The organism is Planosporangium mesophilum (assembly GCF_016863255.1).
In the GTDB taxonomy this organism is placed as follows: domain Bacteria; phylum Actinomycetota; class Actinomycetes; order Mycobacteriales; family Micromonosporaceae; genus Planosporangium; species Planosporangium mesophilum.
Genome location: NZ_BOON01000074.1, coordinates 1 through 26,551, shown reverse-complemented (window position 1 = coordinate 26,551; position 26,551 = coordinate 1). Strand labels below are relative to the sequence as shown.

General features: G+C 69.9%; 23 protein-coding genes and 1 pseudogene. 2 read left to right on the top strand and 22 right to left on the bottom strand.

The window, feature by feature from the left end; translation table 11 throughout:
- Nucleotides 1–4: 4 nt before the first annotated feature.
- The 3 genes from Pme01_RS29545 to Pme01_RS29535 form a co-directional block, all read right to left on the bottom strand.
- Nucleotides 5–769 (bottom strand): anti-sigma factor family protein, encoded by a 765-nt coding sequence (locus tag Pme01_RS29545; RefSeq protein WP_168113515.1) that lies wholly within the window; start codon nucleotides 767–769, stop codon nucleotides 5–7.
- Nucleotides 766–1,287, bottom strand: a complete 522-nt coding sequence (locus tag Pme01_RS29540) for a sigma-70 family RNA polymerase sigma factor (RefSeq protein WP_168113516.1) — start codon at nucleotides 1,285–1,287, stop codon at nucleotides 766–768. Before Pme01_RS29540 ends, Pme01_RS29545 begins: the two co-directional genes overlap by 4 nt.
- Nucleotides 1,288–1,401: 114 nt before the next feature.
- Nucleotides 1,402–2,178 carry an IclR family transcriptional regulator gene (locus tag Pme01_RS29535; protein WP_168113517.1) on the bottom strand — a complete coding sequence of 259 codons (777 nt, stop codon included), beginning with the start codon at nucleotides 2,176–2,178 and terminating at the stop codon, nucleotides 1,402–1,404.
- A 130-nt stretch (nucleotides 2,179–2,308) separates the two neighbouring features.
- On the opposite strand from Pme01_RS29535, the gene Pme01_RS29530 reads away from it, so the two are divergent.
- Entirely contained in the window at nucleotides 2,309–3,478 is a 1,170-nt protein-coding gene (locus tag Pme01_RS29530; RefSeq protein ID WP_275408587.1) for an MFS transporter, read from the top strand.
- 51 nt (nucleotides 3,479–3,529) lie between these two features.
- Here Pme01_RS29530 and Pme01_RS29525 read toward each other — a convergent pair whose 3' ends face one another.
- From Pme01_RS29525 to mqnC, 18 genes and pseudogenes are all read right to left on the bottom strand, one after another.
- Entirely contained in the window at nucleotides 3,530–4,564 is a 1,035-nt protein-coding gene (locus Pme01_RS29525; RefSeq protein ID WP_168113519.1) for a polyprenyl synthetase family protein, read from the bottom strand.
- Nucleotides 4,565–4,598: 34 nt separating this feature from the next.
- Nucleotides 4,599–6,137, bottom strand: coding sequence for an NADH-quinone oxidoreductase subunit NuoN (gene nuoN, locus Pme01_RS29520; RefSeq protein ID WP_203935966.1), 1,539 nt, complete (start codon nucleotides 6,135–6,137; stop codon nucleotides 4,599–4,601).
- Nucleotides 6,138–6,175: 38 nt separating this feature from the next.
- Nucleotides 6,176–7,711, bottom strand: a complete 1,536-nt coding sequence (locus Pme01_RS29515) for an NADH-quinone oxidoreductase subunit M (protein ID WP_168113521.1) — start codon at nucleotides 7,709–7,711, stop codon at nucleotides 6,176–6,178.
- Complete coding sequence (gene nuoL / locus Pme01_RS29510; protein WP_239088536.1) at nucleotides 7,708–9,621, bottom strand: NADH-quinone oxidoreductase subunit L; 1,914 nt, start codon at nucleotides 9,619–9,621, stop codon at nucleotides 7,708–7,710. Before nuoL ends, Pme01_RS29515 begins: the two co-directional genes overlap by 4 nt.
- An 11-nt stretch (nucleotides 9,622–9,632) precedes the next feature.
- Nucleotides 9,633–9,932 carry an NADH-quinone oxidoreductase subunit NuoK gene (nuoK, locus tag Pme01_RS29505; protein ID WP_168113522.1) on the bottom strand — a complete coding sequence of 100 codons (300 nt, stop codon included), beginning with the start codon at nucleotides 9,930–9,932 and terminating at the stop codon, nucleotides 9,633–9,635.
- The gene (locus Pme01_RS29500; RefSeq protein WP_168113523.1) at nucleotides 9,929–10,708 is read right to left on the bottom strand and encodes an NADH-quinone oxidoreductase subunit J; all 780 of its coding nucleotides are present in this window, start codon (nucleotides 10,706–10,708) and stop codon (nucleotides 9,929–9,931) included. Before Pme01_RS29500 ends, nuoK begins: the two co-directional genes overlap by 4 nt.
- A complete protein-coding gene (gene nuoI, locus Pme01_RS29495) occupies nucleotides 10,705–11,328 on the bottom strand; it encodes an NADH-quinone oxidoreductase subunit NuoI (RefSeq protein WP_308441122.1) in 624 nt (207 codons plus the stop codon). The genes Pme01_RS29500 and nuoI overlap by 4 nt, the downstream gene beginning before the upstream one ends.
- A 3-nt stretch (nucleotides 11,329–11,331) precedes the next feature.
- On the bottom strand, nucleotides 11,332–12,711 hold the full coding sequence (nuoH, locus tag Pme01_RS29490) for an NADH-quinone oxidoreductase subunit NuoH (protein WP_168113525.1): 1,380 nt from the start codon (nucleotides 12,709–12,711) through the stop codon (nucleotides 11,332–11,334).
- Nucleotides 12,711–15,152, bottom strand: coding sequence for an NADH-quinone oxidoreductase subunit G (locus tag Pme01_RS29485; protein WP_168113526.1), 2,442 nt, complete (start codon nucleotides 15,150–15,152; stop codon nucleotides 12,711–12,713). Before Pme01_RS29485 ends, nuoH begins: the two co-directional genes overlap by 1 nt.
- A complete protein-coding gene (gene nuoF, locus Pme01_RS29480) occupies nucleotides 15,153–16,469 on the bottom strand; it encodes an NADH-quinone oxidoreductase subunit NuoF (RefSeq protein ID WP_168113527.1) in 1,317 nt (438 codons plus the stop codon).
- 113 nt (nucleotides 16,470–16,582) lie between these two features.
- A pseudogene (gene nuoE, locus Pme01_RS29475) lies at nucleotides 16,583–17,257 on the bottom strand (NADH-quinone oxidoreductase subunit NuoE); the annotation flags it as partial.
- Nucleotides 17,254–18,579: an NADH-quinone oxidoreductase subunit D gene (locus tag Pme01_RS29470; RefSeq protein WP_168113529.1), complete on the bottom strand. Its 1,326-nt coding sequence runs from the start codon at nucleotides 18,577–18,579 to the stop codon at nucleotides 17,254–17,256. The gene Pme01_RS29470 and the pseudogene nuoE, both read right to left, overlap by 4 nt.
- A gap of 70 nt (nucleotides 18,580–18,649) precedes the next feature.
- A complete protein-coding gene (locus tag Pme01_RS29465) occupies nucleotides 18,650–19,465 on the bottom strand; it encodes an NADH-quinone oxidoreductase subunit C (protein WP_373315549.1) in 816 nt (271 codons plus the stop codon).
- Nucleotides 19,462–20,154, bottom strand: a complete 693-nt coding sequence (locus tag Pme01_RS29460) for a NuoB/complex I 20 kDa subunit family protein (protein WP_168113530.1) — start codon at nucleotides 20,152–20,154, stop codon at nucleotides 19,462–19,464. Before Pme01_RS29460 ends, Pme01_RS29465 begins: the two co-directional genes overlap by 4 nt.
- A gap of 2 nt (nucleotides 20,155–20,156) precedes the next feature.
- Entirely contained in the window at nucleotides 20,157–20,522 is a 366-nt protein-coding gene (locus tag Pme01_RS29455) for an NADH-quinone oxidoreductase subunit A (protein ID WP_168113531.1), read from the bottom strand.
- A gap of 127 nt (nucleotides 20,523–20,649) precedes the next feature.
- Nucleotides 20,650–21,912 (bottom strand): geranylgeranyl reductase family protein, encoded by a 1,263-nt coding sequence (locus tag Pme01_RS29450; RefSeq protein ID WP_168113532.1) that lies wholly within the window; start codon nucleotides 21,910–21,912, stop codon nucleotides 20,650–20,652.
- A 225-nt stretch (nucleotides 21,913–22,137) separates the two neighbouring features.
- Nucleotides 22,138–22,830 carry a demethylmenaquinone methyltransferase gene (locus Pme01_RS29445; RefSeq protein WP_168113533.1) on the bottom strand — a complete coding sequence of 231 codons (693 nt, stop codon included), beginning with the start codon at nucleotides 22,828–22,830 and terminating at the stop codon, nucleotides 22,138–22,140.
- Nucleotides 22,831–23,170: 340 nt separating this feature from the next.
- Entirely contained in the window at nucleotides 23,171–24,361 is a 1,191-nt protein-coding gene (mqnC, locus tag Pme01_RS29440; protein WP_168113534.1) for a cyclic dehypoxanthinyl futalosine synthase, read from the bottom strand.
- A gap of 102 nt (nucleotides 24,362–24,463) precedes the next feature.
- On the opposite strand from mqnC, the gene Pme01_RS29435 reads away from it, so the two are divergent.
- Nucleotides 24,464–25,420 (top strand): aldo/keto reductase, encoded by a 957-nt coding sequence (locus Pme01_RS29435; RefSeq protein WP_168114039.1) that lies wholly within the window; start codon nucleotides 24,464–24,466, stop codon nucleotides 25,418–25,420.
- Here the strand turns inward: Pme01_RS29435 and paaE are convergent.
- Nucleotides 25,408–26,517, bottom strand: a complete 1,110-nt coding sequence (paaE, locus tag Pme01_RS29430; RefSeq protein ID WP_168113535.1) for a 1,2-phenylacetyl-CoA epoxidase subunit PaaE — start codon at nucleotides 26,515–26,517, stop codon at nucleotides 25,408–25,410. The genes Pme01_RS29435 and paaE overlap by 13 nt on opposite strands.
- Nucleotides 26,518–26,551 lie beyond the last annotated feature (34 nt).

The following is a 26,551-nucleotide window of genomic DNA, read 5'->3' as shown; positions in this document are numbered from 1 at the left end:
GAGGTCAGGCCTGTTCGTACACCAGCAGCGAGGTGTCGTCGCCCTTGCGGATCTCGACCTTGCCGATGTCGGACGGCGCGAACCGGGTCGCCGCGGCGAACCTCACGTCGTCGCCCTGCGCGGCGGTCCAGGTGGACACCTGCTCGGGCGCCTCACCGCTCTTCGGGTACACGAGCATCTTCAGCGTCCACCGCACGCCCGGCCTGCCGCCGTTGTAGACGCAGTGCATCCGCACCTCGGTGCCGCCGCTGAACGGGGTCAGCGCCACCTGTGCGGTGAGCGGCACGGACGCGGCCACCGGCTGCATGGGCGCCATCGCCACCTGGGAGGGCGTGGGGGCGGGCGTGACGAGCCGGGTCCCGACCAGCACGCCGACCGCGAGGCAGGCCGCCGCGGCCAGGCCGGCGGCGACCGCCCGCCAGCGGCGCTGGCGGCGCCGCACACCACGCTCCTGCGACCGGCTGCCGCGCGGCTCGAACGGCGTCGGCAACTCCCGCTCGACGGGGTTGGAGCGGGGTACGGACGGCAGCGGGCGCAGCGGCACCGGCGCGTCGAAGCGCGCGCCCGGCCCGGCGTCGAACTCGTCGGCGAGCGTCATGGCCCCGTCCGGACCGAGCTGGGCGAGCACGCCGGGAAGCCCCGAGAAGTCGGCCACCTCCCGCTGGCAGACGGCGCAGGTGGCGAGGTGCCGCTCGTACGCGGCGTGCTCGTCGGGGGAGAGGATGCCGAGGACGTAGGCGCCGGACTCCATCATCTGGTCACAGCTCACGACGTCACCCCCAGTTCCTCGAGTACGAGCTTCAGCGAACGCAGCGCGTAGTAGGTACGCGACTTCACGGTGCCGGGAGGTACGCCCAGCCTGGCGGCCGCCTCGTTGACCGAGCGCCCCTGGTAGTAACACTCCACCAGGACCTCCCGGTGCTGCGGCGAGAGGCGGGACAGCGCCTCCGACACCACCCAGGAGTCGACCGCACGGTCCGTCTCGTCCGCCATCGGCAGTTCCGGGGGCGTGTCGGTGAACACCTCACCGACCCGCGCCGACCGCCGCCGCCAGTTGTCGATGGCGAGGTTACGAGCCGTGGTGAACAGCCACGCCCGTACCGAACCGCGAGCCGGATCCAGCGCCTCGGGATGCTGCCAGGCGCGCAGCAGCGTCTCCTGCACCAGGTCCTCCGCACGCTGTCGGTCCCCACCGTTCAGGCGGAGGGCGTGCGCGAACAGCGCATCGCCGTGCTCAGCGTGCAGCACGCGTAGCTGATCGGCGTCCTCGTCGCCCACGCCAGGCATCCTCCCACCCTTGTCCCGTTGTACGTACGGCTCGCCGGAACGGTTCAAGGTCCGCCAACGTTTCGTCAGCCGAGTCTTCCAGGTCGCCCTGACGTCCATCGACCGGCGTCGGGGTCAGTCCTTGAGCGCCTCGGCCACGGCGCTGGCGGCCACCAACAGCCGGGTACGCACGACCCGGGCGGAGGTCATCAGCTCACCGGCGGGCAGCGCGCACTGGAGCACCACCCGGCGCTCCGGGTCCCGGTCGTTGACGGCCAGCACCGCCGCGCAGGCCAACCCGTTCCGGTACTGATTGATCTCGATCTGCATGCCCCGCCGCTCCCCGGCGGCCAGGTCGGCCTCGAAGGCCTCCACCGAGGTGATGGTCTGCGGGGTGTAGACCGGCATCCCGCTCTCCTTGAGGAACCGGGCGCGCTGCTCGGCACCGAGCGTCGCCAGCAGGGCCTTGCCCATGGCGAGCGCGTGGGCGCCGTCGTCGAAGCCCGGAATCAGGTCGTCGACGTAGGGTGAGCGCGGCCCCTCGGCGGCGACGGTGACCGTGGGCCGGTTACCGACGAAGCGGGCCAGTTGGTGGCTGTACCCGGTCTCGGCGGCCGTGCGGCGAAGCGCCTCCGTGACCGCCGCCGGGCCACGGAACGCCACGACCAGTTCGCGGAACCGGTCGGCGATCTCCAGCCCCACGACGTACGTGCCGTCCTCACGCCGGATCACGTAGCCCTCGTACGCGAGCGTGCGCACGAGGTGGTAGGTGGTCGCCACGGTGAGCTGACAGCGACGCGCCACCTGTTTGACGGTGAGGCCGCGCTCCGACTGCCCCACCGCTTCGAGCACCCGCAGCGCACGCGACACGCTGCGGATCAGATCCGAAGGCTCCGCCTGTGGATCTCTCACCGCCGCACCTCCCCAGCCGCAGCAGCAACAAGATTTACACCATATGAAACTCGTCGGTCGGGAGGAAACCTATCGAGCGACAAAAGGGTGAGGTACAGGGAACGAAAGGCTATGCGAATACGGTAACTGGGTGACGCCACCCCAATTACTTAATGCGACACGCCGACGACACGCCGCACGCGCTTCCGTCTCCGCGATAACCACGACGGTCGTCTCGGTAATGCCGGTCTTCCTCGTAGGTGGCCTGGCGGTCCAGATCTCGCACGATCTCGGACTCACCCCGGCCGGCCTCGGCCTCGCCGTCGCGGTCTACTTCGGCGTCACCGCCATCGGCTCACTGCCCGTCGGGGCTCTGGTCGAACGGTACGGGCCCGGTCGCACCGGCCGTACCGCGATTATCGTCTCCGCCGCCAGCATGCTGGGCATCGCCCTGGCCGCCCGCTCCCTGACCCTTCTGCTGCTCCTGCTGGCCGCCGCGGCGACGGCGAACTCACTCGGTCAGCTCTCCTCCAACGCGTCCCTGGCCCGCTCCGTGCCGCCGCACCGGCACGGCCTCACCTTCGGCGCCAAGCAGTCCGCGATTCCACTGTCGACCCTGCTCGCCGGCGTGGCCGTACCCACGGTCGCGCTCACCCTCGGCTGGCGGTGGGCCTTCGGCTTCGGGGCGGTGCTCGCGGTCGTCGCGCTCGCACTGGTACCGCCCGACCAGCCCGATCACCGGGCGGCGCACGAACGGCGCCGGGGCAGCGTAGGCGGGGGCATGCTCCTGCTCGGGGTGGCCGCGGCCCTCGCCTCCTGCGCGGCCAACTCGCTGAGCACCTTCCTGGTCGACTCCTCCGTGGAGCACGGGATGTCACCGACCGCCGCCGCCCTCGCCCTCACGCTCGGCAGTGCGCTGTGCATCATGTGCCGGCTGCTCGCCGGTTGGCTGGCCGACCGGTGGCAGCGGGGCCACCTCGGCTTCGTGGCCGGCCTGCTGGCCGTCGGCGCCGTCGGCACGATACTGCTCGGCGTCGACTCGTTCCCGGCGCTGGTGGTCGGCGTCCTGCTCGCGTTCGGCCTCGGCTGGTGCTGGCCGGGACTGCTGGCCTTCTCCGTGGTCCGGCTCCGGCCGCAGGCTCCGGCCGCCGCCACCTCGGTGACCCAGACCGGCGTGTACGCGGGAGCCAGCGTCGGCCCGCTCGGCTTCGGTCTGCTCGCGACGCACACCTCGTACCCGGTCGCCTGGATGGTCGCCGCGGTGGCCATGGCCCTCGCCGCCGCCTGCGTCCTGCTCGGCGCCCGCCTGGCGTCCCCGTGACCCGGGAGGTCGTGGCCTCCGGGTCCCCGGAGGTCACGACTTGTGACCAGGTCAGCCCGTGCGCTCGGCGATGAAGTCGCACAGCGACTCCAGCGCCCGGCGGGCCGGCTGGTCGGGCAGTACGGCCAGCGAGGACCGCGCCCGGTCGCTGTACGAGCGGACCGTCTCCCGCGCCTTCTTGAACGCCGTCGACTCCCGCAGCAGGCCGAGCGCCTCGGCGTGCAGCGCGTCGTCGGTGATCGGGCCGGTCGACAGGATCTGGCGCAGCCGTACCGAGGCGGTGTCCGTCTCGTCGGATGCCAGCGCGTACAGCACCGGCAGCGTCGGCACGCCCTCGCGCAGGTCGGTACCGGGCGTCTTGCCCGACTGCTCCGACTCGGACGCGATGTCGAGCAGGTCGTCGGAGAGCTGGAACGCGATGCCGATCGTCTCGCCGTACTCCGCCAGCGCGTCCACCTGCTCCGCCGGTACACGTGCGAACATCCCGCCGAAGCGGGCGCTGGTGGCGATGAGCGAGCCGGTCTTCTGCGCGATGACCCGCAGGTAGTGGGCGAGCTTGTCCTCGCCGTCGCGGGGGCCGGAGGTCTCCGCGATCTGGCCGTGCACCAGCCGGGCGAACGTCTCGGCCTGGATGTTCACCGCCTCCGGGCCCAGCTCCGCCGCGACACTGGCGGCCCGGGAGAACAGGTAGTCCCCGACGAGGATCGCCATGACGTTGCCCCAGCGGGAGTTGACCGACGGCGCGCCCCTGCGGACGGCCGCCTCGTCCATCACGTCGTCGTGGTACAGCGACGCCAGGTGGGTCAGCTCGACCACAATGGCCGCCTTGACCACGTCGGGCGACGTCGGGTCGCCGAGCTGCGCCGCCAGGGCCACCAGCAGCGGGCGGAACCGCTTGCCACCGGCGTCGACCAGGTGCCGCGCCGCCTCCGCGACCAGCGGATCGGCGCTCAGCACGGACTGGCGCAGATCTTCCTCGACCGACGCCAGGATACGGCCGACGCCGGCCTCCAGGCCGGCGTCGGCAAACTCGATGCCGACAGATCTTCGCGTCTGCTCGGTTTCCTTACCCACCACGCCAATCACGATGCCACACCGCTTCCCGGGACCCGTCGATGCCTCAGCGAATGAACTCTGCCGCCCTGGTCGCGATGGGAAGCAGCACCGTCGGTACCACCCCGAGGACCAGCGTGGCTACCGTACCGATCATGAGAGCGGCCGACGTCAGCGCGCCCGGGATCGACACGGCCGGCGTGCTCTCGGACGGCTCCGACAGCCACATCAGCACGACGACCCGCAGGTACGGGAAGGCGAGGATCGCGCTCGACACCACGCCCGCGATGACCAGCCAGGTCTGTCCGCCCTCGACACCCGCCGCGAACACGCCGAACTTGGCGGTGAAGCCGCTGGTCAGCGGAATACCGGCGAAGGCGAGCAGGATGAACGTGAACACGCCCGCCAGCAGCGGCGAACGCCGACCGAGACCGGCCCAGCGCGACAGGTGCGTCGCCTCGCCGTCCGCGTCGCGTACCAGGGTGACGACCCCGAACGCGGCGAGCACGGTGAAGCCGTAGGCCACCAGGTAGAACAGCGAGCTCGACAGGCCTTCCTTGTTCAGCGCCACGACGCCGATGAGAAGGTACCCGGCGTTCGCGATCGACGAGTACGCCAGCAGCCGCTTGATGTCGGTCTGGGTGACGGCGAGGACCGCGCCGACGATCATCGTCAGGACCGCGACGGTGCCGATCACCGGCTGGAAGTCCCACTGCGACCGCCCGAACGCGACGTACAGCACCCGCAGCAGCCCGCCGAACGCCGCGACCTTGGTGCAGGCGGCCATCAGCGCCGTGATCGGGGTCGGGGCGCCCTGGTACACGTCGGGCGTCCAGACGTGGAACGGCACCGCGGCGGCCTTGAACAGCAGACCGATCACGAGCAGCGCCAGTCCGATGTAGAGCAGGAGCGGGCTCGCCGCCGACCCCACGACCGCCTGGTCGATGCCGCTGAAGTCGACCCGGCCGGCGAAGCCGTAGATCATCGCGACGCCGAACAGGAAGAACGCCGAGGCGAACGAGCCGAGCAGGAAGTACTTCAGCGCCGCCTCCTGGCTGAGCAGGCGCCGACGGCGGGCCAGCGCGCACAGCAGGTACAGCGGCAGCGAGAAGACCTCGAGCGCCACGAACATCGTCAGCAGGTCGTTGGCGGTCGAGAACAGCATCATGCCGCCGAGGGCGAACATGCTCAGCGGGAAGACCTCGCTCGCGCCCTCCGACGTCGCGGCCTGCGACCGGTCCGCCTCGGTGTTGGCGGTCACCGCCGCCTGCGCCACGAACGCGCCGCCGCGCTCCAGGGTGCGCTCACCGATCAGCAGCAGCGCCACGATGCCGAGTACCAGGATCGAGCCCTGCAGGAACAGCGCCGGGCCGTCGATGGTGATCGCACCGCCGGCGGTGATCGTGCGCTTGCCGGCCGTCATGATCACCACGACCAGCGCCGCGAGCGCGCCGAGCAGGGCAAGCGGAAGCTGGATGCGGGCCCGCGGGAAGCGCCGGAAGGCCGCCTCCACCAGGATGCCGACGCACGCGACACCGAACAGGATCAGCATCGGCGCGAGGGCCGCGTAGTCGATCTGCGGCAACTGGAACGTCTCGGCCGGCACCGACTCCTCGGCCAGCGGTACGAGAGCGAGAACCGGGCTCACTTGCCCGCCTCCTTGGTGATCGCACCCGCGGTCGGGGCCGGATCGCTGGCTCCGACGTCGGAGAGCGTGGCCTTGACCGCCGGGTTGATGACGTCGAGCACCGGCTTCGGGTAGAAGCCGAGGACCAGGATCAGCGCGATCAGCGGGGTGACGACGACCGCCTCGCGCAGCGAGATGTCGCGCTTCGCCGCCTCGACCCGCTCCAGGGCCGGGTTCGGGGTGCCCTGGATGGTCCGCTGGATCATCCACAGCACGTACCCGGCGGCCAGGATGATGCCGAACGTGGCGACGACCGCCACCGTCTTGTTGACGGTGAACGTGCCGACCAGGACCAGGAACTCCGAGACGAACGGCGACGTGCCCGGCAGGGCGAGCGAGGCCATTCCGGCGAAGAAGAAGACCCCCGCGAGGGCCGGCACGTACTTGCCGGCCCCACCGAAGTCGCCGATCAGCGCGCTGCCCCGGCGGGCGACCAGCATGCCGACGACCAGGAACAGCAGGCCGGTGGCGAGGCCGTGGTTGAACATGTACAGCACCGCGCCGGTGGCCGCCTGCGTGGTGAACGCGAAGATGCCGATGCCGATGAACCCGAAGTGGGCGATCGAGGTGTAGCTCACCAGCCGCTTCAGGTCGTTCTGGCCGATCGCGAGCAGGGCGGCGTAGACGATCCCGACCAGCGCCAACGCCATCCCGAGCGGCGCGAAGTACTTCGAGGCGTTGGGGAACAGCGGCAGGCAGTACCGCAGGATGCCGAACGTGCCGACCTTGTCCATCACGCCGACGAGCAGCGCGGCCGCGCCGGCGGGCGCGGCGCCACCGGCGTCGGGCAGCCAGGTGTGGAACGGGAAGAACGGCGCCTTGATCGCGAAGGCGAGGAAGAAGCCGAGGAACAGCCACCGCTCGGTACCGGTGCTGAAGTCCGCTTTGATCAGGGTCTGCCAGTCGAACGTGTGCCCGCCCAGCACCCACAGCCCCACCACGGCCGCCAGCATGAACAGACCGCCGACCAGCGAGTACAGGAAGAACTTCACCGCCGCGTACTGGCGCTGCTGCCCTCCGTAGGAGCCGATCAGGAAGTACATCGGCACGAGCATGACCTCGAAGAACACGTAGAACAGGAAGACGTCGGCGGCCGCGAAGACGCCGATCATCGTGCTCTCCAGGAACAGCATCAGCGCGAAGTACACCGGCACCGACCGCCGGCTGTTCTCCGCGTCGTGCCACGAGGCCAGGATCACCAGCGGCACCAGCAGCGCGATCAGCGCGAGCATGACCAGCGCGATGCCGTCGGCGGCGAACGTGAACCGCACGTCCCACGCCGGGATCCAGGGGTACGACTCGCGGAACTGCATCCGCGGGCCGCCGGCGGAGAAGCCGGCCCACATGGCGACGGCGACCGCGAGGACCGCGACCGACCAGCCGAGCGCGATGCGCTTGACCAGTTCGGGCTTGTCCTTCGGCAGCAGCGCCACCACGACGCCACCGATGGCCGGCGCGACCGTCAGGAGCGACAGATACGGAAAGTTGCTCATCCGAGCGTCACCGCCAGCATGGCCGCTACCACGAGCAGCGCACCTCCAAGGATGGACAGGGCGTACGACCGGACGAAGCCGGTCTGGGCGCGGCGCAGCCGGCCGGAGCCGCCGCCGACAGCGGCGGCGAGCCCGTTGACCAGGCCGTCGATGCCGCGGTTGTCGAGGTAGACGAGCGCCCGGGTCAGGTACTTGCCGGGCATCTCGAAGACGGCCTCGTTGAACGCGTCCGCGTACAGGTTGTTGCGGGCCGCCGTGACCACCGGCCCGGCCGGCGCCTCCTGCGGCGCGGTGCCCTTGCTGAACAGCACCCAGGCCAGGCCCACGCCGCCCAGCGTGACGAGGATCGTCAGGCCGGTGACGAGCCAGTTCTCGCCGTGCTCGACCTGCTCACCGAAGACCGGGGTCAGCCAGTCGGGAACCGAGGTGGCCAGCAGCCCACCGGCGGCGACCGAGCCGACCGCCAGCAGGACCAGCGGGATCGTCATGATCTTCGGCGACTCGTGCGGGTGCTTGACATCGTCGGTCCAGCGCTTCGGCCCGTGGAAGGTCAGCACGAACAGTCGGGTCATGTAGAAGGCGGTGAGCCCGGAGCCCAGCAGCGCGGCGGTACCGAGGACCCAGCCGAGCCAGCCCTCGTGGTGGTACGCCGACACGATGATCGGCTCCTTGGAGAAGAAGCCGGACAGCGGCGGGATACCGATCAGCGCGAGGTAACCGAGGCCGGTGGTGGCCCAGGTGATCGGCATGTACCGGCGCAGCCCGCCGAAGCGACGGATGTCGGTCTGGTCGTTCATGCCGTGCATGACCGAACCGGCGCCGAGGAACAGGCCGGCCTTGAAGAAGCCGTGCGCGAGCAGGTGGATCAGGCCCAGCGCGTACGCGGCGCCGCCCAGACCGACCGCGAGGAACATGTACCCGATCTGGCTGACCGTCGACCAGGCCAGCACCCGCTTGATGTCGTCCTTGGCGCAGCCGATGACGCAGCCGATCAGCAGGGTGAGCGCGCCGATGCAGACCACGACGGTCTTCGCCGTCTCCGAGGCGTCGAAGATCGGGTGCGACCGGGCGACGAGGTACACGCCGGCGGTCACCATCGTCGCCGCGTGGATCAGGGCCGACACCGGGGTCGGGCCCTCCATGGCGTCGGGCAGCCAGGCCTGGAGCGGGAACTGGCCGGACTTGCCGCACGCGCCGATCAGCAGCAGCAGGCCGACGGCGGTGACGGTGCCGGCCGACAGCTTGCTGATGTTGTTGAACACCTCGTCGTACTGGACCGTGCCGAGGGTCGCGAAGAGCAGGAAGATGCCGATCACGAAACCGGCGTCACCGACGCGGTTCATGATGAACGCCTTCTTGCCGGCGGTCGCGGCGGACGGGCGCAGGTACCAGAACGAGATGAGCAGGTAGCTGGCGAGACCCACGCCCTCCCAGCCGACGTACAGCATCACGTAGTTGTTGCCGAGGACCAGCAGCAGCATGGCCGCGACGAAGAGGTTGAAGTACCCGAAGAAGCGCCGCCGGCCGGGGTCGTGCTCCATGTACCCGACCGCGTACACGTGGATCAGGAACCCGACGCCGGTGATCAGCAGGACGAACATCGCCGACAGCGGGTCGTACAGCAGACCCACGTCGACCTTCAGGTCGCCGACCGGCATGAACCGGAACAGGTTCAGCGACAGTTCCTTGTTGTCCAGGCCGGACAGCGAGATGAAGTAGACCAGCCCGAGTACGAAAGCGGCTCCCACGCTCGCCACGCCCAGCAGGTGACCCCAGCGGTCGGCGCGGCGGCCGAGCAGCAGCAGGATCGCGGCACTGACCAGCGGGATCGCGATGAGCAGCCAGAAGCTGGACAGCACGCCGCTCGGGGACGTGAAGCTGACCGCTTCAGCCAACGTCGTCAGTTGCACCGGATCCTCTCTCAGTACTTCAGCAGGTTGGCGTCGTCAACGCTCGCCGAGCGTCGAGTCCGGAAGATCGACATGATGATGGCGAGCCCGACCACGACCTCGGCGGCGGCCACGACCATGACGAAGAACGCCATGATCTGGCCGTCGAGCGTGCCGTTGATCCGGCTGAACGTCACCAGCGCCAGGTTGGCCGCGTTGAGCATCAACTCGATGCACATGAACAGCACGATGGCGTTGCGCCGGATCAGCACGCCGACGGCGCCGATCGTGAACAGGATCGACGACAGGACGATGTAGTTGGTGGCCGTCACTTTTCCGTACCCTTCGGTGCCGCCTCTGCCGAGGTCAGCTCGCGCGTCGGAAGGATCTTGGAGATGCTGCGGTCGGCCGTGCTGCCGTCGGGCAGCCGGGCCGGGGTGGCGACCGAGTCGGAGGTGGCGAAGACGCCGGGGCCGGGCTTCGGCGCCGGGTAGCTGCCCGGCGCGAACCGCTGACGCATCATCTCCGGCTGGCTCCTGCGGTCTTCCTTGCGCCGTTCGATGTGGGCCAGCAGCATCGCGCCGACCGCCGCGGTGATCAGCAGCGCGGAGGTGACCTCGAACGCGAAGACGTACTTGGTGAACAGCAGTTCGGCCAGGCCCTGCACGTTGCCGCCGTGCTTGGTGTTGGCCGCGTCCAGCCCGGCCGAGTTCACCGAGCCGAGGGCCCGGAACAGGCCGGTGCCCACCAGGACGGCGAAGCCGATGCCGAGCACGATCGCCGCCATCCGCTGTCCACGCAGCGTCTCGATGAGCGAGTCGGTCGAGTCCCGGCCCACCAGCATCAGGACGAACAGGAACAACATCATGATCGCGCCGGTGTACACGATGATCTGCGCGAAGCCGATGAACGGACCGGCCTGGATGATGTAGAACACGCCCAGGCACATCATCGTCACGACGAGGAACAGTGCGGAGTGGACCGCGTTGCGCGCCCAGACCATGCCGATCGCGCCGATCACCGCCAGCGGGGCCAGGATCCAGAAGGCGGTCGCCTCGCCGCCCTTCATCGCGCCAACGGCTTCGGCGAGGAGCAGCTGGTGGCTCATTTCTTCTCTCCGTACTGGTTTGCCTGCGCGACCTCGACCCGCGCCGCCTCGGACCGCAGGCGCTCGGAGTCGGTCTGCGAGCTGCGCACCCGCTCGGCGCCGACGGACATGCCGGGGTTGTCCAGCGCCCCGACGTAGTAGTCCTTCTCGGACTCGCCCAGCCGCATCGGGTGCGGCGGCTGCTCCATCCCCGGCAGCAGCGGCGCGAGCAGCTGCTCCTTGGTGAAGATGAGGTCCTTGCGGTTGTCGCGGGCCAGCTCGTACTCGTTGCTCATGGTCAGCGAACGGGTCGGGCAGGCCTCGATGCACAGCCCGCAGAAGATGCAGCGGGCGTAGTTGATCTGGTACGTCGAGGCGTACCGCTCACCGGGCGAGTACCGCTCCTGGTCGGTGTTGTCGGCACCCTCGACGTAGATGGCGTCGGCGGGGCAGGCCCAGGCGCACAGCTCGCAGCCGACGCACTTCTCCAGCCCGTCCGGGTGCCGGTTGAGGATGTGCCGCCCGTGGTAGCGCGGCGCCACGGCCTTGCGCTGCTCCGGGTACTCCTCGGTGACGACCTTCTTGAACATGTGCGAGAAGGTGACGCCGAAGCCCTTCATCGAATCGATGATCGCGCCCACGATCTACCGGCCTTCCTGCTCGGTGGCGCTCTGGTCGCCGGCCACGGTCCCGGCGGGTACGGGCTCGCGGTCGACGGAGAGCCGCGGAGCCCGCGGGCTCGGCGGCACCTCGAGGTCCAACGGCGGTACCGGGAAACCCCCGGCGCCGCCCACCCGGCCGCCCGGGTCGATCCCCTCGACGCCGGAGGCCGCCGTCGGCTTCTCCTTCGCCGGCCACAGCACCCAGACCGCCGCGATGACCAGCACCGTGCCGACCATGATGTACGTCTTGATCTGGCTCTCCAGGCCGGAGTTCTGCAGCGTGCGCAGACCGGCCAGGGCGACGATCCAGACCAGGTTGACCGGGATGAGCACCTTCCAGCCGAACCTCATGAACTGGTCGTAGCGCAGCCGCGGCAGGGTGCCCCGCAGCCAGATGAACACGAACAGCAGGAGCAGCACCTTGATCGTGAACCACAGCATCGGCCACCAGCCGGAGTTGGCGCCGGCCCAGAAGGTGGTGATCGGTGCCGGTGCCCGCCAGCCGCCGAGGAACAGCGTGGTGCACAGGGCCGAGACGGTGACCATGTTGATGTACTCGGCGAGGAAGAACATCGCGAACTTGAACGACGAGTACTCGGTGTGGAAGCCGCCGACCAGCTCCGACTCCGCCTCCGGCAGGTCGAACGGGGCGCGGTTGGTCTCGCCCACAGCCGACACGAAGTAGATCAGGAAGCTGGGGAAGAGCAGCAGCGCGTACCAGCTCGGCATCGTGAACGTCAGGCCGAAGAACTGGGCCTGCGACCCGTTCGCCTGGGAGGCGACGATGTCGCTGGTCGACATGCTGCCGGCGGTCATGAAGACCGCGACGATGGACAGGCCCATCGCGACCTCGTAGGAGATCATCTGGGCGCTCGACCGGAGACCGCCCAGCAGCGGGTAGGTCGAGCCGGACGCCCAACCGGCCAGCACCACGCCGTACACGCCCATCGAGGAGCAGGCCAGGATCAGCAGGACGGCGACCGGTACGTCGGTGAGCTGCAGCGGCGTGTGGTGGCCGAACATCGACACCACCGGGCCGAGCGGGATCACCGCGAACGCGGTGAAGGCGCAGACCGCCGAGATGACCGGGGCGAAGAAGTACACCACCTTGTCGGCGGTCTTGGGGATGACCTCTTCCTTGAACGCCAGCTTGATGCCGTCGGCCAGCGACTGGAGCAGGCCGAACGGGCCGTTGCGGTTGGGGCCGGGCCGCACCTGCATGCGACCGACGACCCGGCGCTCGTACCAGATGGTGAACAGCGTCATCACCACGAGGAACGCGAAGACGCCGACGATCTTGATCAGGACCAGCCACCACGGATCATGACTGAACTGATCCAGCGAGCTGGTCGCGGCGAGCATCACTCCGCACCTCCACTGCTGATCTCGACCTCGGCGCCAGCGGTCACGCCGAGCGTGCGGCGGACCGTGGAGCCGGCCGAGTTGGTCGGCACCCACACCACGCCGTCGACCATGTCGTCGACGATCTGGGCGGGAAGCGTCATCGCACCCTGCTCGGAGCGCACGGTCACCGGGTCGCCGTCGGCCAGGGCCAGCCCGGCCGCGGTGCCCTTCGACATCGCGACGACCACCGGACGGGCGGTACCGGCCAGGTACTCGTCGCCGTCGGACAGCGAGCCGAGGTCGATGAGCTGGTGCCAGGTCGCGAGGACGGCCCGCCGGCGACCGGAGACCACCGGGTCGGCCGCCGGGACCGAGGCCTGGGCCGGCTCCACGCTCGGCGGCGCGGGCCGCGCGACCCGGACGTCGGCCAGCGCGGCGAGCTGCCGGCGTACCGACAGCACGTCCCCGCAGCCCAGCTCCACGCCCATCTCGGCGGCGAGCGCGTCGAGTACCCGGGCGTCGCTCATCGCCGTGGTGCGCAGCACCGCGTCGAACGGGCGGACGCGGCCCTCCCAGTCGATGTACGCGCCGGCCTTCTCCACCGCGGGCGCGATCGGGAAGACGACATCGGCACGGTTGGCCACGGCGCTGCGCCGAAGCTCGATGCTGACCAGGAATCCGACCCGGTCGAGGGCCTCCTCCGCGGCCGACGGCGCAGCCAGGTCGGCCGGGTCGACGCCGGCCACCACCAGGCCGCCGAGCGCGCCGGTGCGCGCCGCCTCGATGATCGCGTCGGTGTCACGGCCCGGCTGGTGCGGCAGTACGCCGGTCTCCAGGTTCCAGACCTGGCCCAGCTCGGCCCGGGCGCCCGCCTCGGCGACCGGAAGGCCGCCCGGCAGCAGGTTGGGCAGGCAACCGGCCTCCAGGGCACCCCGGTCACCGGCGCGGCGCGGCACCCAGGCCAGCTTCGCGCCGGTCTGGGCAGCCAGGTCGGCGGCGGCGGACAGGCCACCGGGGACGGTCGCCAGGCGCTCGCCGACGACCAGGATCGCTCCGGGCTCGCTCAGCGCCGAGCGGATCAGACCGCTCTCGGCGAGCACCGACGCCTCCGCGCCGGGGACCGCCGGCACCATGACCGCGCCGATCTTGGAGAAGCCACGGGTCGCGAACGGCGCCACGGCGATCGTCCGGAGCCGGTTCTTGCGCCACGCCTTGCGCAGCCGCAGGAACAGGATCGGGCACTCCTCCTCCGGCTCCAGGCCGACGATCACCACCGCCGGGGCCGCCTCGACCTCGTCGTAGGTGGCCTCGATCCGGCCGACCACGGAGCTGGCGAGGAACGCGGTCTCCTCGGCCGACAGCGGCCGGGCCCGGAAGTCGATGTCGTTGGTGCCCAGCGCGGTGCGGGCGAACTTCGAGTACGCGTACGCGTCCTCGACGGTGAGCCGGCCCCCGGTGAGGACGCCGACGCCGCCGTTGTCCCGCGCCCGGGCCAGCCCCTCGGCCGCCACGCTCAGCGCCTCGGGCCAGCTCGCCTCGCGCAGCTCACCGGTCTTGGCGTCGCGTACCAGCGGGGTGGTGATCCGGTCGAAGGCGTTGGCGTACTGGAAGGCCCAGCGACCCTTGTCGCAGTTCCACTCCTCGTTGACCTTCGGGTCGTCGCCGGCCAGCCGGCGCATGACCTTGCCGCGCCGGTGGTCGGCCCGCATCGAGCAGCCGGCCGAGCAGTGCTCGCACACGCTCGGCGTACTGACCAGGTCGAACGGCCGGGCACGGAACCGGTACTGGGCTCCGGTCAGCGCGCCGACCGGGCAGATCTGCACGGTGTTGCCGGAGAAGTAGGAGTTGAACGGCTCGTCGTCGGCGGGGTTCTCCTCCTCGCCCCGGAAGACGCCGATCTGCTCGGCGGCGCCGCGCTCCATCAGGTCGATGAACGGGTCGCCGGCGATCTCCTCCGAGAACCGGGTGCAGCGCTGGCACAGCACGCACCGCTCGCGGTCCAGGAGCACCTGCGACGAGATTGCCATCGGCTTCTCGTACTCGCGCTTCTGCTCGTGGAACCGGGACTCCGGCCGGCCGGCCGACATCGCCTGGTTCTGCAGCGGACACTCGCCGCCCTTGTCGCACATCGGGCAGTCGAGAGGGTGGTTGATCAGGAGAAACTCCATGATCCCCTCTTGCGCCTTCTTGGCGACGTCGGAGCTGCGCTGGGTCTTGACGACCATGCCCTCGGCGACGGTCTGCGTGCACGAGGCGACCGGCTTGCGCTGGCCCTCCACCTCGACCAGACACTGCCGGCAGGCACCGGCCGGTGCAAGCAGCGGGTGGTCGCAGAAGCGGGGGATCGCGATGCCCATCTCCTCGGCGACCCGGATGACCAGCGCCCCCTTCGGCGCCTCCACCTCGATGCCGTCGATCGTGAGCTTGACCGTGTCGGTGGCTTTCTCCACGGAGGTCATTTAGTGCGCACCTACCAGTTCGCCCGCGCCGAACATCGGGGCCTTCCGGCCCTCGATGTAGTCGAGGTAGTCCTGCTTGAAGTACTTGATCGACGATGTCACCGGGCTGGTCGCGCCGTCACCGAGGGCGCAGAACGACCGGCCGAGCAGGTTGTCGCACGCGTCGAGCAGTGTGTCCAGGTCTTCGTGGGTGCCCGCGCCCGACAGGATCCGGCGCAGTACGTGCGCCATCCAGTAGTTGCCCTCGCGGCACGGGGTGCACTTGCCGCACGACTCGTGGTGGTAGAACTCGATCCACCGGTACGTCGCGTACACCGGGCAGTCCTGGTCGGAGAAGATCTGCACCGCCGTGGTGCCGAGCATCGTGCCGGCCGCCGCCATCGACTCGAAGTCCATCGGCGTATCGAGGTGCTCGGCGGTCAGCAGCGGCGTGGACGAGCCACCCGGCGTCCAGAACCTGAGCTGGTGGCCGTCCTGCATGCCGCCGGCCAGCTCCAGCAGCTCGCGCAGCGTGATGCCGAGCGAGCACTCGTACTGGCCGGGGTTCTGCACCCGCCCCGAGATCGAGTAGATCTTGGGGCCGGGCGACTTCTCGGTGCCCATCGTCTTCCACCAGGCCCCGCCGCCCAGCACGATGTACGGCACGCTGCAGATCGTCTCGACGTTGTTGACGACCGTCGGCGCGCTGTACAGGCCGTGCGTGGCCGGGAACGGCGGCTTCAGCCGGGGCTGACCGCGGTAGCCCTCCAGCGAGTCCAGCAGCGCCGTCTCCTCGCCGCAGATGTACGCGCCGGCGCCACTGTGGACGACCAGGTCCAGGTCGAAGCCGGTACCGAGGATGTTGCGGCCCAGGTACCCGCGCTGGTACGCCTCGTTGACCGCGTTGCGCAGCCGGCGCGCGGCGTGCATCGCCTCGCCCCGGATGTAGATCGCGGCGAAGTTGGCCCGGATCGCGTACGCGGCGATGATGATGCCCTCGACCAGCGAGTGCGGGTCGGCCATCATGAGCGGCAGATCCTTGCAGGTGCCCGGCTCGCCCTCGTCGGCGTTGACCACGAGGTAGTGCGGCTTGCCGTCGTTCTGCGGGATGAAGCCCCACTTCATGCCGGTCGGGAAGCCGGCGCCGCCGCGTCCGCGTAGCCCCGAGTCCTTCATGAGCGCGATCAGCTCGTCGGGCTGGGCCTTGAACGCCTTGCGCAGCGCGGCGTACCCGTCGAGCCGCTCGTACACGCCGATCTTCCAGGCGTCGGGCGAGAGCCAACGCTTGGTCAGCACCGGGGTGAGCTTGGCGAGAGCGCCCTGCGATGGGTTGCTCACTTGGACTCCTTACCAACCGCCGGAGTGTCGCCGGCGGGCTTTCCGTCTGAGGCCGGCTTCGGTGCCGTCGGCGGCACGCTGTGGCCGGGGCCCGATCCGTTTCCGTTGCCGCCGATCGGGGTGTTCGGGTCGAAGCCCGCAACCGTGACGCCGAACCGCTCGGCCAGGCGGTTGCCGGCGAGGGTCGGCTCGCCGGCGGGCCCCTCCCCGACCGCGCCGTCGCGGTCGTCGGCCCAGCCGGCGAGCTGGAGCGAGGCCTCCTTGAAGGTGCACAGCCGGGGCCCGCGGCTCGGCTGCGGGCGCTCACCGTTCTCGAGCTGCTTGACGACGTCGAGCGCCCGGTCGGCGTCGATCCGGTCGAAGAACTCGTAGTTGACCGTCATGACCGGCGCGTAGTCGCAGGCCGCCAGGCACTCCGCGTGCTCCAGCGTGATCGTGCCGTCCTCGGTCGTCTCGTCGTGCCCGACGCCGAGGTGCTCGCTGAGCGCCTTGTACGCCTTGTCGCCGCCGAGCACGCCGCACATCGTGTTGGTGCAGACGCTGACCAGCCAGTCACCGGTCGGCCGGCGCTTGTACATGGTGTAGAAGGTGGCAACCGCCGCGACCTGGGCCTTGGTGATGCCCAGCATCTCGGCGCAGAACGCCATGCCCTCCGGCGAGACGTACCCCTGCACGGACTGCACCAGGTGCAGCATCGGCAGCAGCGCCGACCGCTCCCGCCCGGCCGGGTAGCGGGCCATGATGGCCCGGGCCCGGTCGCGGGTCTCTTCGGTAAAGATGTCGCTCATCGGTCACATCCGCCCATCACGGGGTCTAGCGAGGCGCCCCCGGCGATCACGTCGGCCAGCAGGCCGCCTTCGGCCATCGCCGGGATCGCCTGGAGGTTTACGAAGCTGGGCTCGCGGTAGTGCACCCGGTACGGCCGCGTCCCGCCGTCGGAGACGGCGTGCACGCCCAACTCGCCACGCGGCGACTCGATCTGCACGTACACCTGGCCCGGTGGCACCCGGAAGCCCTCGGTCACCAGCTTGAAGTGATGAATGAGGGACTCCATGGACTGACCCATGATCTTGGCGACGTGTTCGAGGGAGTTGCCCATGCCGTCGGCGCCGATGGCCAACTGCGCCGGCCATGCGATCTTGCGGTCGGCCACCATGACCGGACCCGGCTCGAGCCGGTCCAGCGCCTGCTGGACGATCCGCAGGCTCTGCCGCATCTCGCCGAGGCGGACCTGGTAGCGGCCCCACACGTCGGCGTCGGTGCTGGTGACCACGTCGAAGTCGTACGTCTCGTAGCCGAGGTACGGCATGGTCTTGCGCAGGTCCCACGGCAGGCCGGCCGAGCGCAGCACCGGGCCGGTGATGCCCAGCGCGAGGCAGCCGGCCACGTCGAGCACCGCCACGCCCTGGGTGCGCTGCTGCCAGATCGGGTTGCCCGACAGCAGGTCCTCGTACGAGTCGATCCGCTCCGGCATGAACTTCAGGAACTCGCGGATCCGCGCGATCGCCTCGTCCGGCACGTCCTGGGCGAGCCCGCCCGGCCGGATGTACGCGTGGTTCATCCGCAGGCCGGAGATGAGCTCGAAGATGTCGAGGATGTACTCCCGCTCGCGGAAGCCGTAGATCATCATCGACAGCGCGCCCAGCTCCATGCCGGTCGTCGCGAGCCACACCAGGTGCGACGAGATCCGGTTGAGCTCCAACATCAGGATCCGGATCGTGGTCGCCCGGTCCGGGATCTGGTCGGTGATCCCGAGCAGCTTCTCGACCGCGAGGGCGTACCCGGCCTCGTTGAACATCGGAGCCAGGTAGTCCATGCGCGTGACGAACGTGCTGCCCTGCGTCCAGTTGCGGTACTCGAGGTTCTTCTCGATACCGGTGTGCAGGTAGCCGATGACGGTGCGCGCCTCGGTGACCGTCTCGCCCTCGAGTTCGAGGATCAGCCGGAGCACGCCGTGGGTCGACGGGTGCTGCGGGCCCATGTTGACGACGATCCGCTCCTCGCCGATCGGGTCGGCCCCGCCGGTGACGGTGTCCCAGTCACCACCGGTGACGGTGAAGACCTTGCCCTCGGTGGTCTCACGCGCGCTGGCGTAGTCCGTGTTGCTCATACCATCGCCTCGCTGCGCTCGGCGATGCTTTCGCAACGCACTGAGCTATTGGTTCGCTCGCTTCGCTCGCTCACTGGTAACTCCTGCGCTGGTCGGGCGGCGGGATCTCGGCGCCCTTGTACTCGACGGGCACACCACCCAGCGGGTAGTCCTTGCGCTGCGGGAACCCCTCCCAGTCGTCCGGCATGAGGATCCGGGTCAGGTTGGGGTGGCCGTCGAAGACGATGCCGAACATGTCGTACGTCTCACGCTCCTGCCAGTCGGCAGTCGGGTAGACGCTCGTTACGCTCGGTAGGTGCGGATCCTCGGCCGGCACCGCGGCCTCAAGTCGGATCCGGCGGCGGTAGGTCATGGAGGTCAGGTGGTAGACGGCGTGGAACCGCTTGGCGTCGCCACCCAGGTAGTCCACCCCGGACACCGACGAGCAGAGCTCGAACCGCAGCGCCGGGTCGTCCCGCAGGGCCTGCGCCACCTCGGCGATGCGCTCGGGCTTGACGTGCAGGGTCAGCTCGCCCCGGTCCACGACGACCTTCTCGATCGCGTCGTGGAAGCCCGGGTACGCGACCTCCAGCGCGTCGACGACCTCGTCGAAGTACCCCCCGTACGGGCGGGGCGTGTCCAGCGCGAGGCTGCGCCGGCGGACCAGACCACCGAAGCCGGAGGTGTCGCCGGAGCCGCTGACGCCGAACATGCCGACCCCGGCCAGGGTCGCCGGCGGGTAGTCGGCGGGCGCGCCGGTGTAGGCGCCCTCCGGCTCGGCGGCCACCGGTACGCCCTGCGCGGCGTCGGGCACGTCGGCCACCGGCTTCACACCGGCCGGTCCGCCCGCCGCCGGGCTGGCCTGTTCGAGGTTGTTCTTGGCTACGGCGTCCGGGTCGGTGGTCACCGGGCTCCTCCGTTCTTGCGCGGCACGGTACCCGCGATGCGCGCCCGATCTTCCATCCACTTCTGGATGCGCAGCTGCTCCTCGCGGCCCTCGGCGGCGGCCTTGAGCCACTCCGCCTTGCGCTGCTTGTCGAAGCGGTAGCTCGACGGCATCTCGCCCGGCTCGACCACCGGCGCACCCTCACGCTCGCGCCTGGCCTCGAGCTGCTTGCGGCGCTTGTCGCCCAGCGGCTCGTGCATGATCTTCTCGTGCAGCCGCAGGATGGCGTCGATGAGCATCTCGGGGCGCGGCGGGCAGCCCGGCAGGTACATGTCGACCGGCACGATGTGGTCGACGCCCTGCACGATCGCGTAGTTGTTGAACATGCCGCCGCTGCTCGCGCAGACGCCCATGGACAGCACCCACTTGGGCTCGGGCATCTGGTCGTAGATCTGGCGCAGCACCGGGGCCATCTTCTGGCTCACCCGGCCGGCGACGATCATCAGGTCGGCCTGGCGCGGGCTGGCCCGGAACACCTCCATGCCGAAGCGGCCGAGGTCGTACCGGGCGGCGCCGCTGGCCATCATCTCGATCGCGCAGCAGGCGAGGCCGAACGTGGCCGGCCAGAACGAGGCCTTGCGGCTCCAGTTCGCCAGCTTCTCCACGCTGGTGAGCAGGATTCCGCTGGGGAGCTTCTCTTCAATACCCATGATCAGTCCCAGTCCAGCCCGCCGCGGCGCCAGACGTAGGCGTAGGCGACGAACACGGTCGCGATGAAGAGCACCATCTCCACGAACCCGAACAGGGCGAGCTTGTTGAAGGACACCGCCCACGGGTACAGGAAGATGATCTCGATGTCGAAGACGATGAAGAGCATCGCGGTCAGGTAGAACTTGACCGGGAACCGACCGCCGCCGACCGGCTGCGGGCTGGGCTCGATGCCACATTCGTACGCGTCGAGCTTGGCCCGGTTGTAGCGGCGAGGTCCGACGATCGGGGCGATCGACACCGAGAACAGTGCGAACGCGGCCCCAAGGGCCAGCAGCCCCACGATGGGTATGTACGCCGAGAGCGACATGGCTTGCGTCTGCTCCGTCCTTTCCCTGTCCCGGTGTCCCTGCTGTCGTGTCTCGGCGTGGTACCGATCACGCTATTGGGGACTTCACACTATTTCCTGCTCTTGAACGCCCCATCGCCGGGGGGCGTCATGCCGCGGGTGCCACCCTGGTCAGAGCGTTGATCACGCGGTCCATCGCGTCACCACCGCGCGGATCGGTGAGGTTGGCCAGCAATTTGAGCACAAACCGCATCAAAGTTGGGTGCGGCATGCCGTGCTTGGTGGCAATTCGCATCACCTCCGGATGCCCGATCAGCTTCACGAACCAGTTACCCAGCCGGTAGTACCCGCCGTACCGCGCCTTCAGCTCGGCCGGGTACGCGGCGAACGCGCGCTCCCGTTCCGGACCGGCGGGCCGGGCGAGCGCCTGTACCGCGATCTCGGCGGCCAGCGCGCCGGACTCCATCGCGTACGCGATGCCCTCGCCGTTGAACGGGTTGACCATGCCGCCGCAGTCACCGACCAGCAGCACGCCCCGGGTGTAGTGGGGCACCCGGTTGAACCCCATCGGCAGCGCCGCGCCCTGGATCCCGCCGTCCGCGTGGGCCTCGTCGTTCATCTGCCACTCGTCCGGTGTGGAGGAGAGCCAGTCGGTGAGCAGCGTGCGGTAGTTGGTCTTGCCGAACGCGACCGACGAGTTGAGCACGCCGAGGCCGACGTTGACCCGGCCGTCACCCAGCCCGAAGATCCAGCCGTACCCCGGCAGCAGCTTGTCGGGGTGCTCCTTGCTGCGCAGCTCCAGCCACGACTCCAGGTAGTTGTCGTCGTGCTTGAGCGGGCTGCGGTAGTACCGCCGGACGGCCACGCCCAGCGGCCGGTCCTCCCGCTTGGTCAGGCCGAGGGCGAGCGGCAACCGGCCGGACACCCCGTCGGCCGCGATGACCAGCGGGGCCCGGAACTCCTGCGGCTCGCCGCCGGGCCCGGTCGCCTTCACGCCGATCACCCGGCCGGAGGAGTTCAGGATCGGCCCGGTCACGTTGGTGTTGGTCCTGAGGACCGCACCGACCTCGGTGGCCCGGCCGGCCAGCAACTGGTCGAAGTCCATCCGGGTACGGGTCAGCCCGTAGTTGGGGAAGCTGGCCAGCTCGGGCCAGTCCAGCTCCAGCCGGAGGCCGCCGCCGATCACGCGCAGTCCCCGGTTCTGCAGCCAGCCGGCCTTCTCGGAGGTGTCGACCCCCATCGTGACCAACTGCTTGACCGCGCGCGGGGTCAGCCCGTCGCCGCAGACCTTCTCCCGGGGGAACTCGGTCTTCTCCAGCAACTGCACACTGAGCCCGTGTTGGGCGAGGTGAAAGGCGGTCGAGGAGCCGCCCGGCCCCGCACCGACGACGATGACGTCCGCGTCGCTCACAGCGCCTCCCGTTCGTTCCGGTCGGCCGCTGGAAGCGACGCCACTTTGTTGCGCTCACTCATAGCCGCCTCCTGGCCATTTGTGGCACGTCCTGCCCGTTCCGGCCGCTCGTGAAAGTCTTCACAAGCTACCCGGCGTGAAGTGTAGAACCGCACCTGGGGGACCCGCTTGTAAGGTAGCCCTAACATCGACGAAGTTGAATCGAATCGACGTGGGCCGGGGCTCTCATGGCCGGATGGCACGGTGCAGCGCGACGACCCCACCGGTCAGGTTGCGCCACGCCACCTTCCCCCACCCGTTCGCGGCGATGCGCGCCCCCATGCCCGCCTGGTCCGGCCAGGCCCGGATGGACTCGGCCAGGTACACGTAGGCGTCCGGATTGCTCGACACCCGCCGCGCCACCTCCGGCAGCGCGCGCATCAGGTAACCCATGTACACCGTACGGAACGGAGTGAGGGTCGGGTGGCTGAACTCGCAGACCACCAGCCGTCCACCCGGGCGGGTCACCCGCGCCATCTCGCGCAGCGCCGCGTCCGCGTCGACGATGTTGCGCAGTGCGAACGAGATGGTGACGGCGTCGAAGGTGGCGTCCGCGAACGGGAGCGCCAAGGCGTCCGCCGCGAGCAGCGGTACGTGCGGGCGGCTGGAGTGGCCGGCCTGCAGCATGCCCAGCGACAGGTCGGCGCCGACGGCGTACGCCCCGGACACCGCCAACTCCTCGGTGGACACTCCGGTACCGGCACCGAGGTCCAGGACCCGCTCCCCCGGCTTCAGGTCGAGGGCGAGCCGCGTCGCACGCCGCCAGCCGCGGTCGCGACCGAACGACAGCACGGTGTTGGTCAGGTCGTACCGCCTGGCCACTCCGTCGAACATCGCCGCCACCTCGTGCGGCTGCTTGTCCAAATTGGCACGTGTCACGAGGTACCACTGTGCCAGCGCCGGACGCACGGCTCCCGCCCGGGGGCCGGGGTGCCGTCTCGGGCGGACCGGAAGCCGGCGCCCACGAGCGCCGGCCCCGGCTCTATGTGGTGGTGCACTAGTCGGTGGGCGGCAGACTGCATGCCCGCCGCCGGCCAGCCGAAACCCGCCAGCACGGCGTGAGCCGGCTCGCCGAGCGGCCTTGACCCTGTCAAGGTCTCCGACGGGATGGCGGACGACGGCAAAGTACCGAAGCGGCCGCTTCCCCGCGAGCCCTCAGAGCGCCGCATGCAGGACTTTTCCGGCGTACAGATCGACCGTTACGAAACCGAGACCCGCGTCAGCGCGTCTCGACGAGCGGCAGCGACTTCCCCGCGCCACCACCGGGCAGCGCGATCGACGAGAAGTGCGAGACCACCCGCTCGTCGGTCGGGTCGTCGGCCGGCGTCCAGTGCACCCTGAGGTGGTTGTACAGGGTGTCGCGCTGGGCCGGGATACGGCCGGCGGTACGGATCATCTCGACCAGCTCGGTGAGCTTCGAGCGGTGCCGGGCGCCGGCCGAGGAGATGACGTTCTCCTCCAGCATGATCGACCCGAGGTCGTCCACGCCCATGTGCAGCGACACCTGGCCCACGTCCTTGCCGGTGGTCAGCCACGACGACTGCAGGTGCGCGACGTTGTCGAAGAACAGCCGGGCCACCGCGATCAGGCGCAGGTACTCCAGCGAAGTCGCCTGGGTACGGCCCTTGAGGTGGTTGTTCTCCGGCTGGTACGTCCACGGGATGAACGAGCGGAACCCGCCGGTACGGTCCTGGACGTCCCGGATCATCCGCATGTGCTCGATGCGCTCGGCGTTGGTCTCGCCGGTGCCCATCATCATCGTCGCGGTGGACTCGATGCCGAGCTTGTGGGCGGTCTCCATGACCTCGAGCCAGCGCTCGCCGGACTCCTTGAGCGGGGCGATCGCGGTGCGCGGGCGGGCCGGCAGCATCTCCGCCCCGGCGCCGGCGATCGAGTCGAGACCGGCAGCCTTGATCCGCTTGAGCGCGTCGGAGATGGAGACGCCGGAGACCTTGGCCATGTGCAGGACCTCGCTCGGCCCGATCGAGTGGATGACCAGGTCGGGGAAGTCCCGCTTGACGCTGCTGAAAAGCTCTTCGTAGTACTCGACGCCGTACTCGGGGTGGTGGCCGCCCTGCAGCATGACCTGGGTCGCGCCCAGCGCGACCGCCTCGGCGCAGCGGTGCAGGATCTCCTCCATCGGGTGCGTCCAGCCCTCGGCGTGCTTCGGCGCCCGGTAGAACGCGCAGAACTTGCAGGCCGTCACGCACACGTTGGTGTAGTTGATGTTGCGATCGATGATGTACGTGACGATGCCGTCCGGGTAGCGACGGCGACGCACCGCGTCGGCGGCCTCACCGAGCGGGTGGAGCGGCGCATCGGTGTAGAGCAGCAGCGCCTCTTCAGGGCTGATCCGCCCGCCGTCGGCCGCGCGCTGGAGAATGTCGTCGAGCTCCCGGTTCGCACTCACGCTTCGAGGGTACGCAATGCCTTTGGAACGCGTCGCGCAGGAGTGGCACGCTCCTCAACTTCTCCACACCTCGCCCGGGGGTAGGTTTGGATCATGGCTGACATGCGCTTCCGCCACCTCGGCGACTCCGGTCTTGTCGTGTCCGTCGCGGGGCTGGGTTGCAACACGTTCGGTACCCGGATCGACGCCGACCGTACCCGGGAGGTGGTGCACGCGGCGCTCGACGCCGGGGTGACCCTGTTCGACACCGCCGACATCTACGGCGACCGGCCCGGCAGGTCGGAGGAGCTGCTCGGGGCGGCCCTGGGCAGCCGCCGCGCCGATGTCGTCGTGGCCACCAAGTTCGGCATGGACATGCGCGGGGTGAACGGCCCGGACTGGGACGCCCGTGGCTCCCGCCGGTACGTGATGCGCGCGGTCGAGGCGTCGCTGCGCCGGCTGAACACCGACTACATCGACCTGTACCAGATGCACCGGCCCGACGCCGGCACGCCGATCGAGGAGACCCTGAGCGCCCTGGACGACCTCGTCCGGGCCGGCAAGGTGCGCTACCTCGGGAACTCCAACTTCGCCGCCTGGCAGGTGGCCGACGCGGAGTGGACGGCGAACACCGGCGACCTCGTCCGCTTCGTCAGCGCGCAGAACGAGTACTCGCTGCTCAAGCGCGAGGCGGAGCGTGAACTGGTACCCGCCTGCCAGCGCTTCGGCCTGGGCGTGCTGCCCTACTTCCCGCTCGCGTCCGGCCTGCTCACCGGCAAGTACCGGCGCGGGCAGGCCGCCCCGACGGGCAGCCGGCTGTCGGCCGACCGGTACATCCAGCGGCTCGCCGCCGCGCCGTGGGACGTGATCGAGAAGCTCGAGGCGTACGCCGAGAAGCGGGGCCTCACGCTGCTCGACGTCGCGATCGGCGGTCTCGCCGCGCAGCCCGCGGTCGCCTCGGTCATCGCCGGCGCGACCAGCCCCGAGCAGGTACACGCGAACGTGAAGGCCGCCCGGTGGGAGCCGACCCCGGAGGACCTCACCGAGCTGGACGAGATCACCAAGGGTCAGGCGTCGTAGTCGATGCCGACCTCGTCGGTGACCGGACTGGCCTGGCAGGTCAGCACGTACCCGGCGGCCAACTCGTCCGGTTCGAGGGCGAAGTTGCGGGCCATCGTGACCTCGCCCGCCACGACCCGGCCCCTGCAGGTCGAGCAGACCCCGCCCTTGCAGGCGTACGGCAGCTCACCGCGTACCCGCAGCGCGGCGTCGAGGACCCGCTCGTCGCGGCGCATGGTGAACGTGGAGGCACGGCCGTCCAGCAGGATCGTGACCGTCGCGCCCGGGCTGTCCTCGTCGTCCGGTAACTCACGCGTGGGGACCGGCGCGTCCTCGACGTGGAACAGCTCGGTACGCACCGCCCCGTCCGGCACGCTCCGCCCGGCCAGCACCGCCTTGGCGTCCATGACCATCCCGTACGGGCCGCACAGGAACCACTCGTCGACCGTGTCGACGGGTAGCAGCCCGTCCAGCAGGCGGCCCAGCCGTTCGGCGTCGATGCGCCCGGAGAGCAGCTCGGCGTCCTGCGGCTCGCGGGAGAGCACGTGTACGACGTGCAGCCGGTCCGGGTACCGGTCCTTCAGGTCGGCCAGCTCCTCGGTGAACATCACACTGCGGGCGTACCGGTTGCCGAAGAGCAGGGTGAACCGGCTCTCCGGCTCGGTGGCGAGCGCGGTGGCCAGCAGCGAGAGGACCGGCGTGATGCCCGAGCCGGCGGCGACCGCCGCGTAGTGCCGGACCCGGGCCGGGTCGAAGTCGGTGGTGAAGTGCCCGAGCGGCGGCAGCACCTCGACGACATCGCCCTCGTGCAGGGTCTGCGCGTACGTCGAGAACGTGCCCCCCGCCACCTGCTTGACCCCGATCCGCAGCATCCCCCGCCCGGCGAGGTCGTGAGGCGTGGAGGAGATCGAGTACGACCGGCGCACGTCGACGCCGTCGGTGACCCGCCGCACGGTCAGGTGCTGACCGGCCTTGAAGGCGAAGACCTCCCGCAACTTCGGCGGTACCGCGAACGTGACCGCCACCGCGTCGTCGGTGAGCCGCTCCACCTCGGTGATCCGAAGCTCGTGGAAGACCGGACGGCGCCGCTGCGGCCGCCGGATCGTGACCGTGCTCATCGCCGCTCCGTTCCGGGCCGCGCACCGGGGTGCT

What these genes read in the sequence shown, in the direction of transcription:
- nuoH (WP_168113525.1), bottom strand. Translation starts at nt 12,711, where the DNA reads ATGCTCGCCGCGACCAGCTCGCTGGATCAGTTCAGTCATGATCCGTGG.
- Pme01_RS29460 (WP_168113530.1), bottom strand. Translation starts at nt 20,154, where the DNA reads ATGGGTATTGAAGAGAAGCTCCCCAGCGGAATCCTGCTCACCAGCGTG.
- Pme01_RS29455 (WP_168113531.1), bottom strand. Translation starts at nt 20,522, where the DNA reads ATGTCGCTCTCGGCGTACATACCCATCGTGGGGCTGCTGGCCCTTGGG.
- Pme01_RS29500 (WP_168113523.1), bottom strand. Translation starts at nt 10,708, where the DNA reads ATGAGCCACCAGCTGCTCCTCGCCGAAGCCGTTGGCGCGATGAAGGGC.
- Pme01_RS29485 (WP_168113526.1), bottom strand. Translation starts at nt 15,152, where the DNA reads ATGACCTCCGTGGAGAAAGCCACCGACACGGTCAAGCTCACGATCGAC.
- paaE (WP_168113535.1), bottom strand. Translation starts at nt 26,517, where the DNA reads ATGAGCACGGTCACGATCCGGCGGCCGCAGCGGCGCCGTCCGGTCTTC.
- Pme01_RS29515 (WP_168113521.1), bottom strand. Translation starts at nt 7,711, where the DNA reads ATGAGCAACTTTCCGTATCTGTCGCTCCTGACGGTCGCGCCGGCCATC.
- Pme01_RS29435 (WP_168114039.1), top strand. Translation starts at nt 24,464, where the DNA reads ATGCGCTTCCGCCACCTCGGCGACTCCGGTCTTGTCGTGTCCGTCGCG.
- Pme01_RS29470 (WP_168113529.1), bottom strand. Translation starts at nt 18,579, where the DNA reads ATGAGCAACACGGACTACGCCAGCGCGCGTGAGACCACCGAGGGCAAG.
- Pme01_RS29540 (WP_168113516.1), bottom strand. Translation starts at nt 1,287, where the DNA reads ATGCCTGGCGTGGGCGACGAGGACGCCGATCAGCTACGCGTGCTGCAC.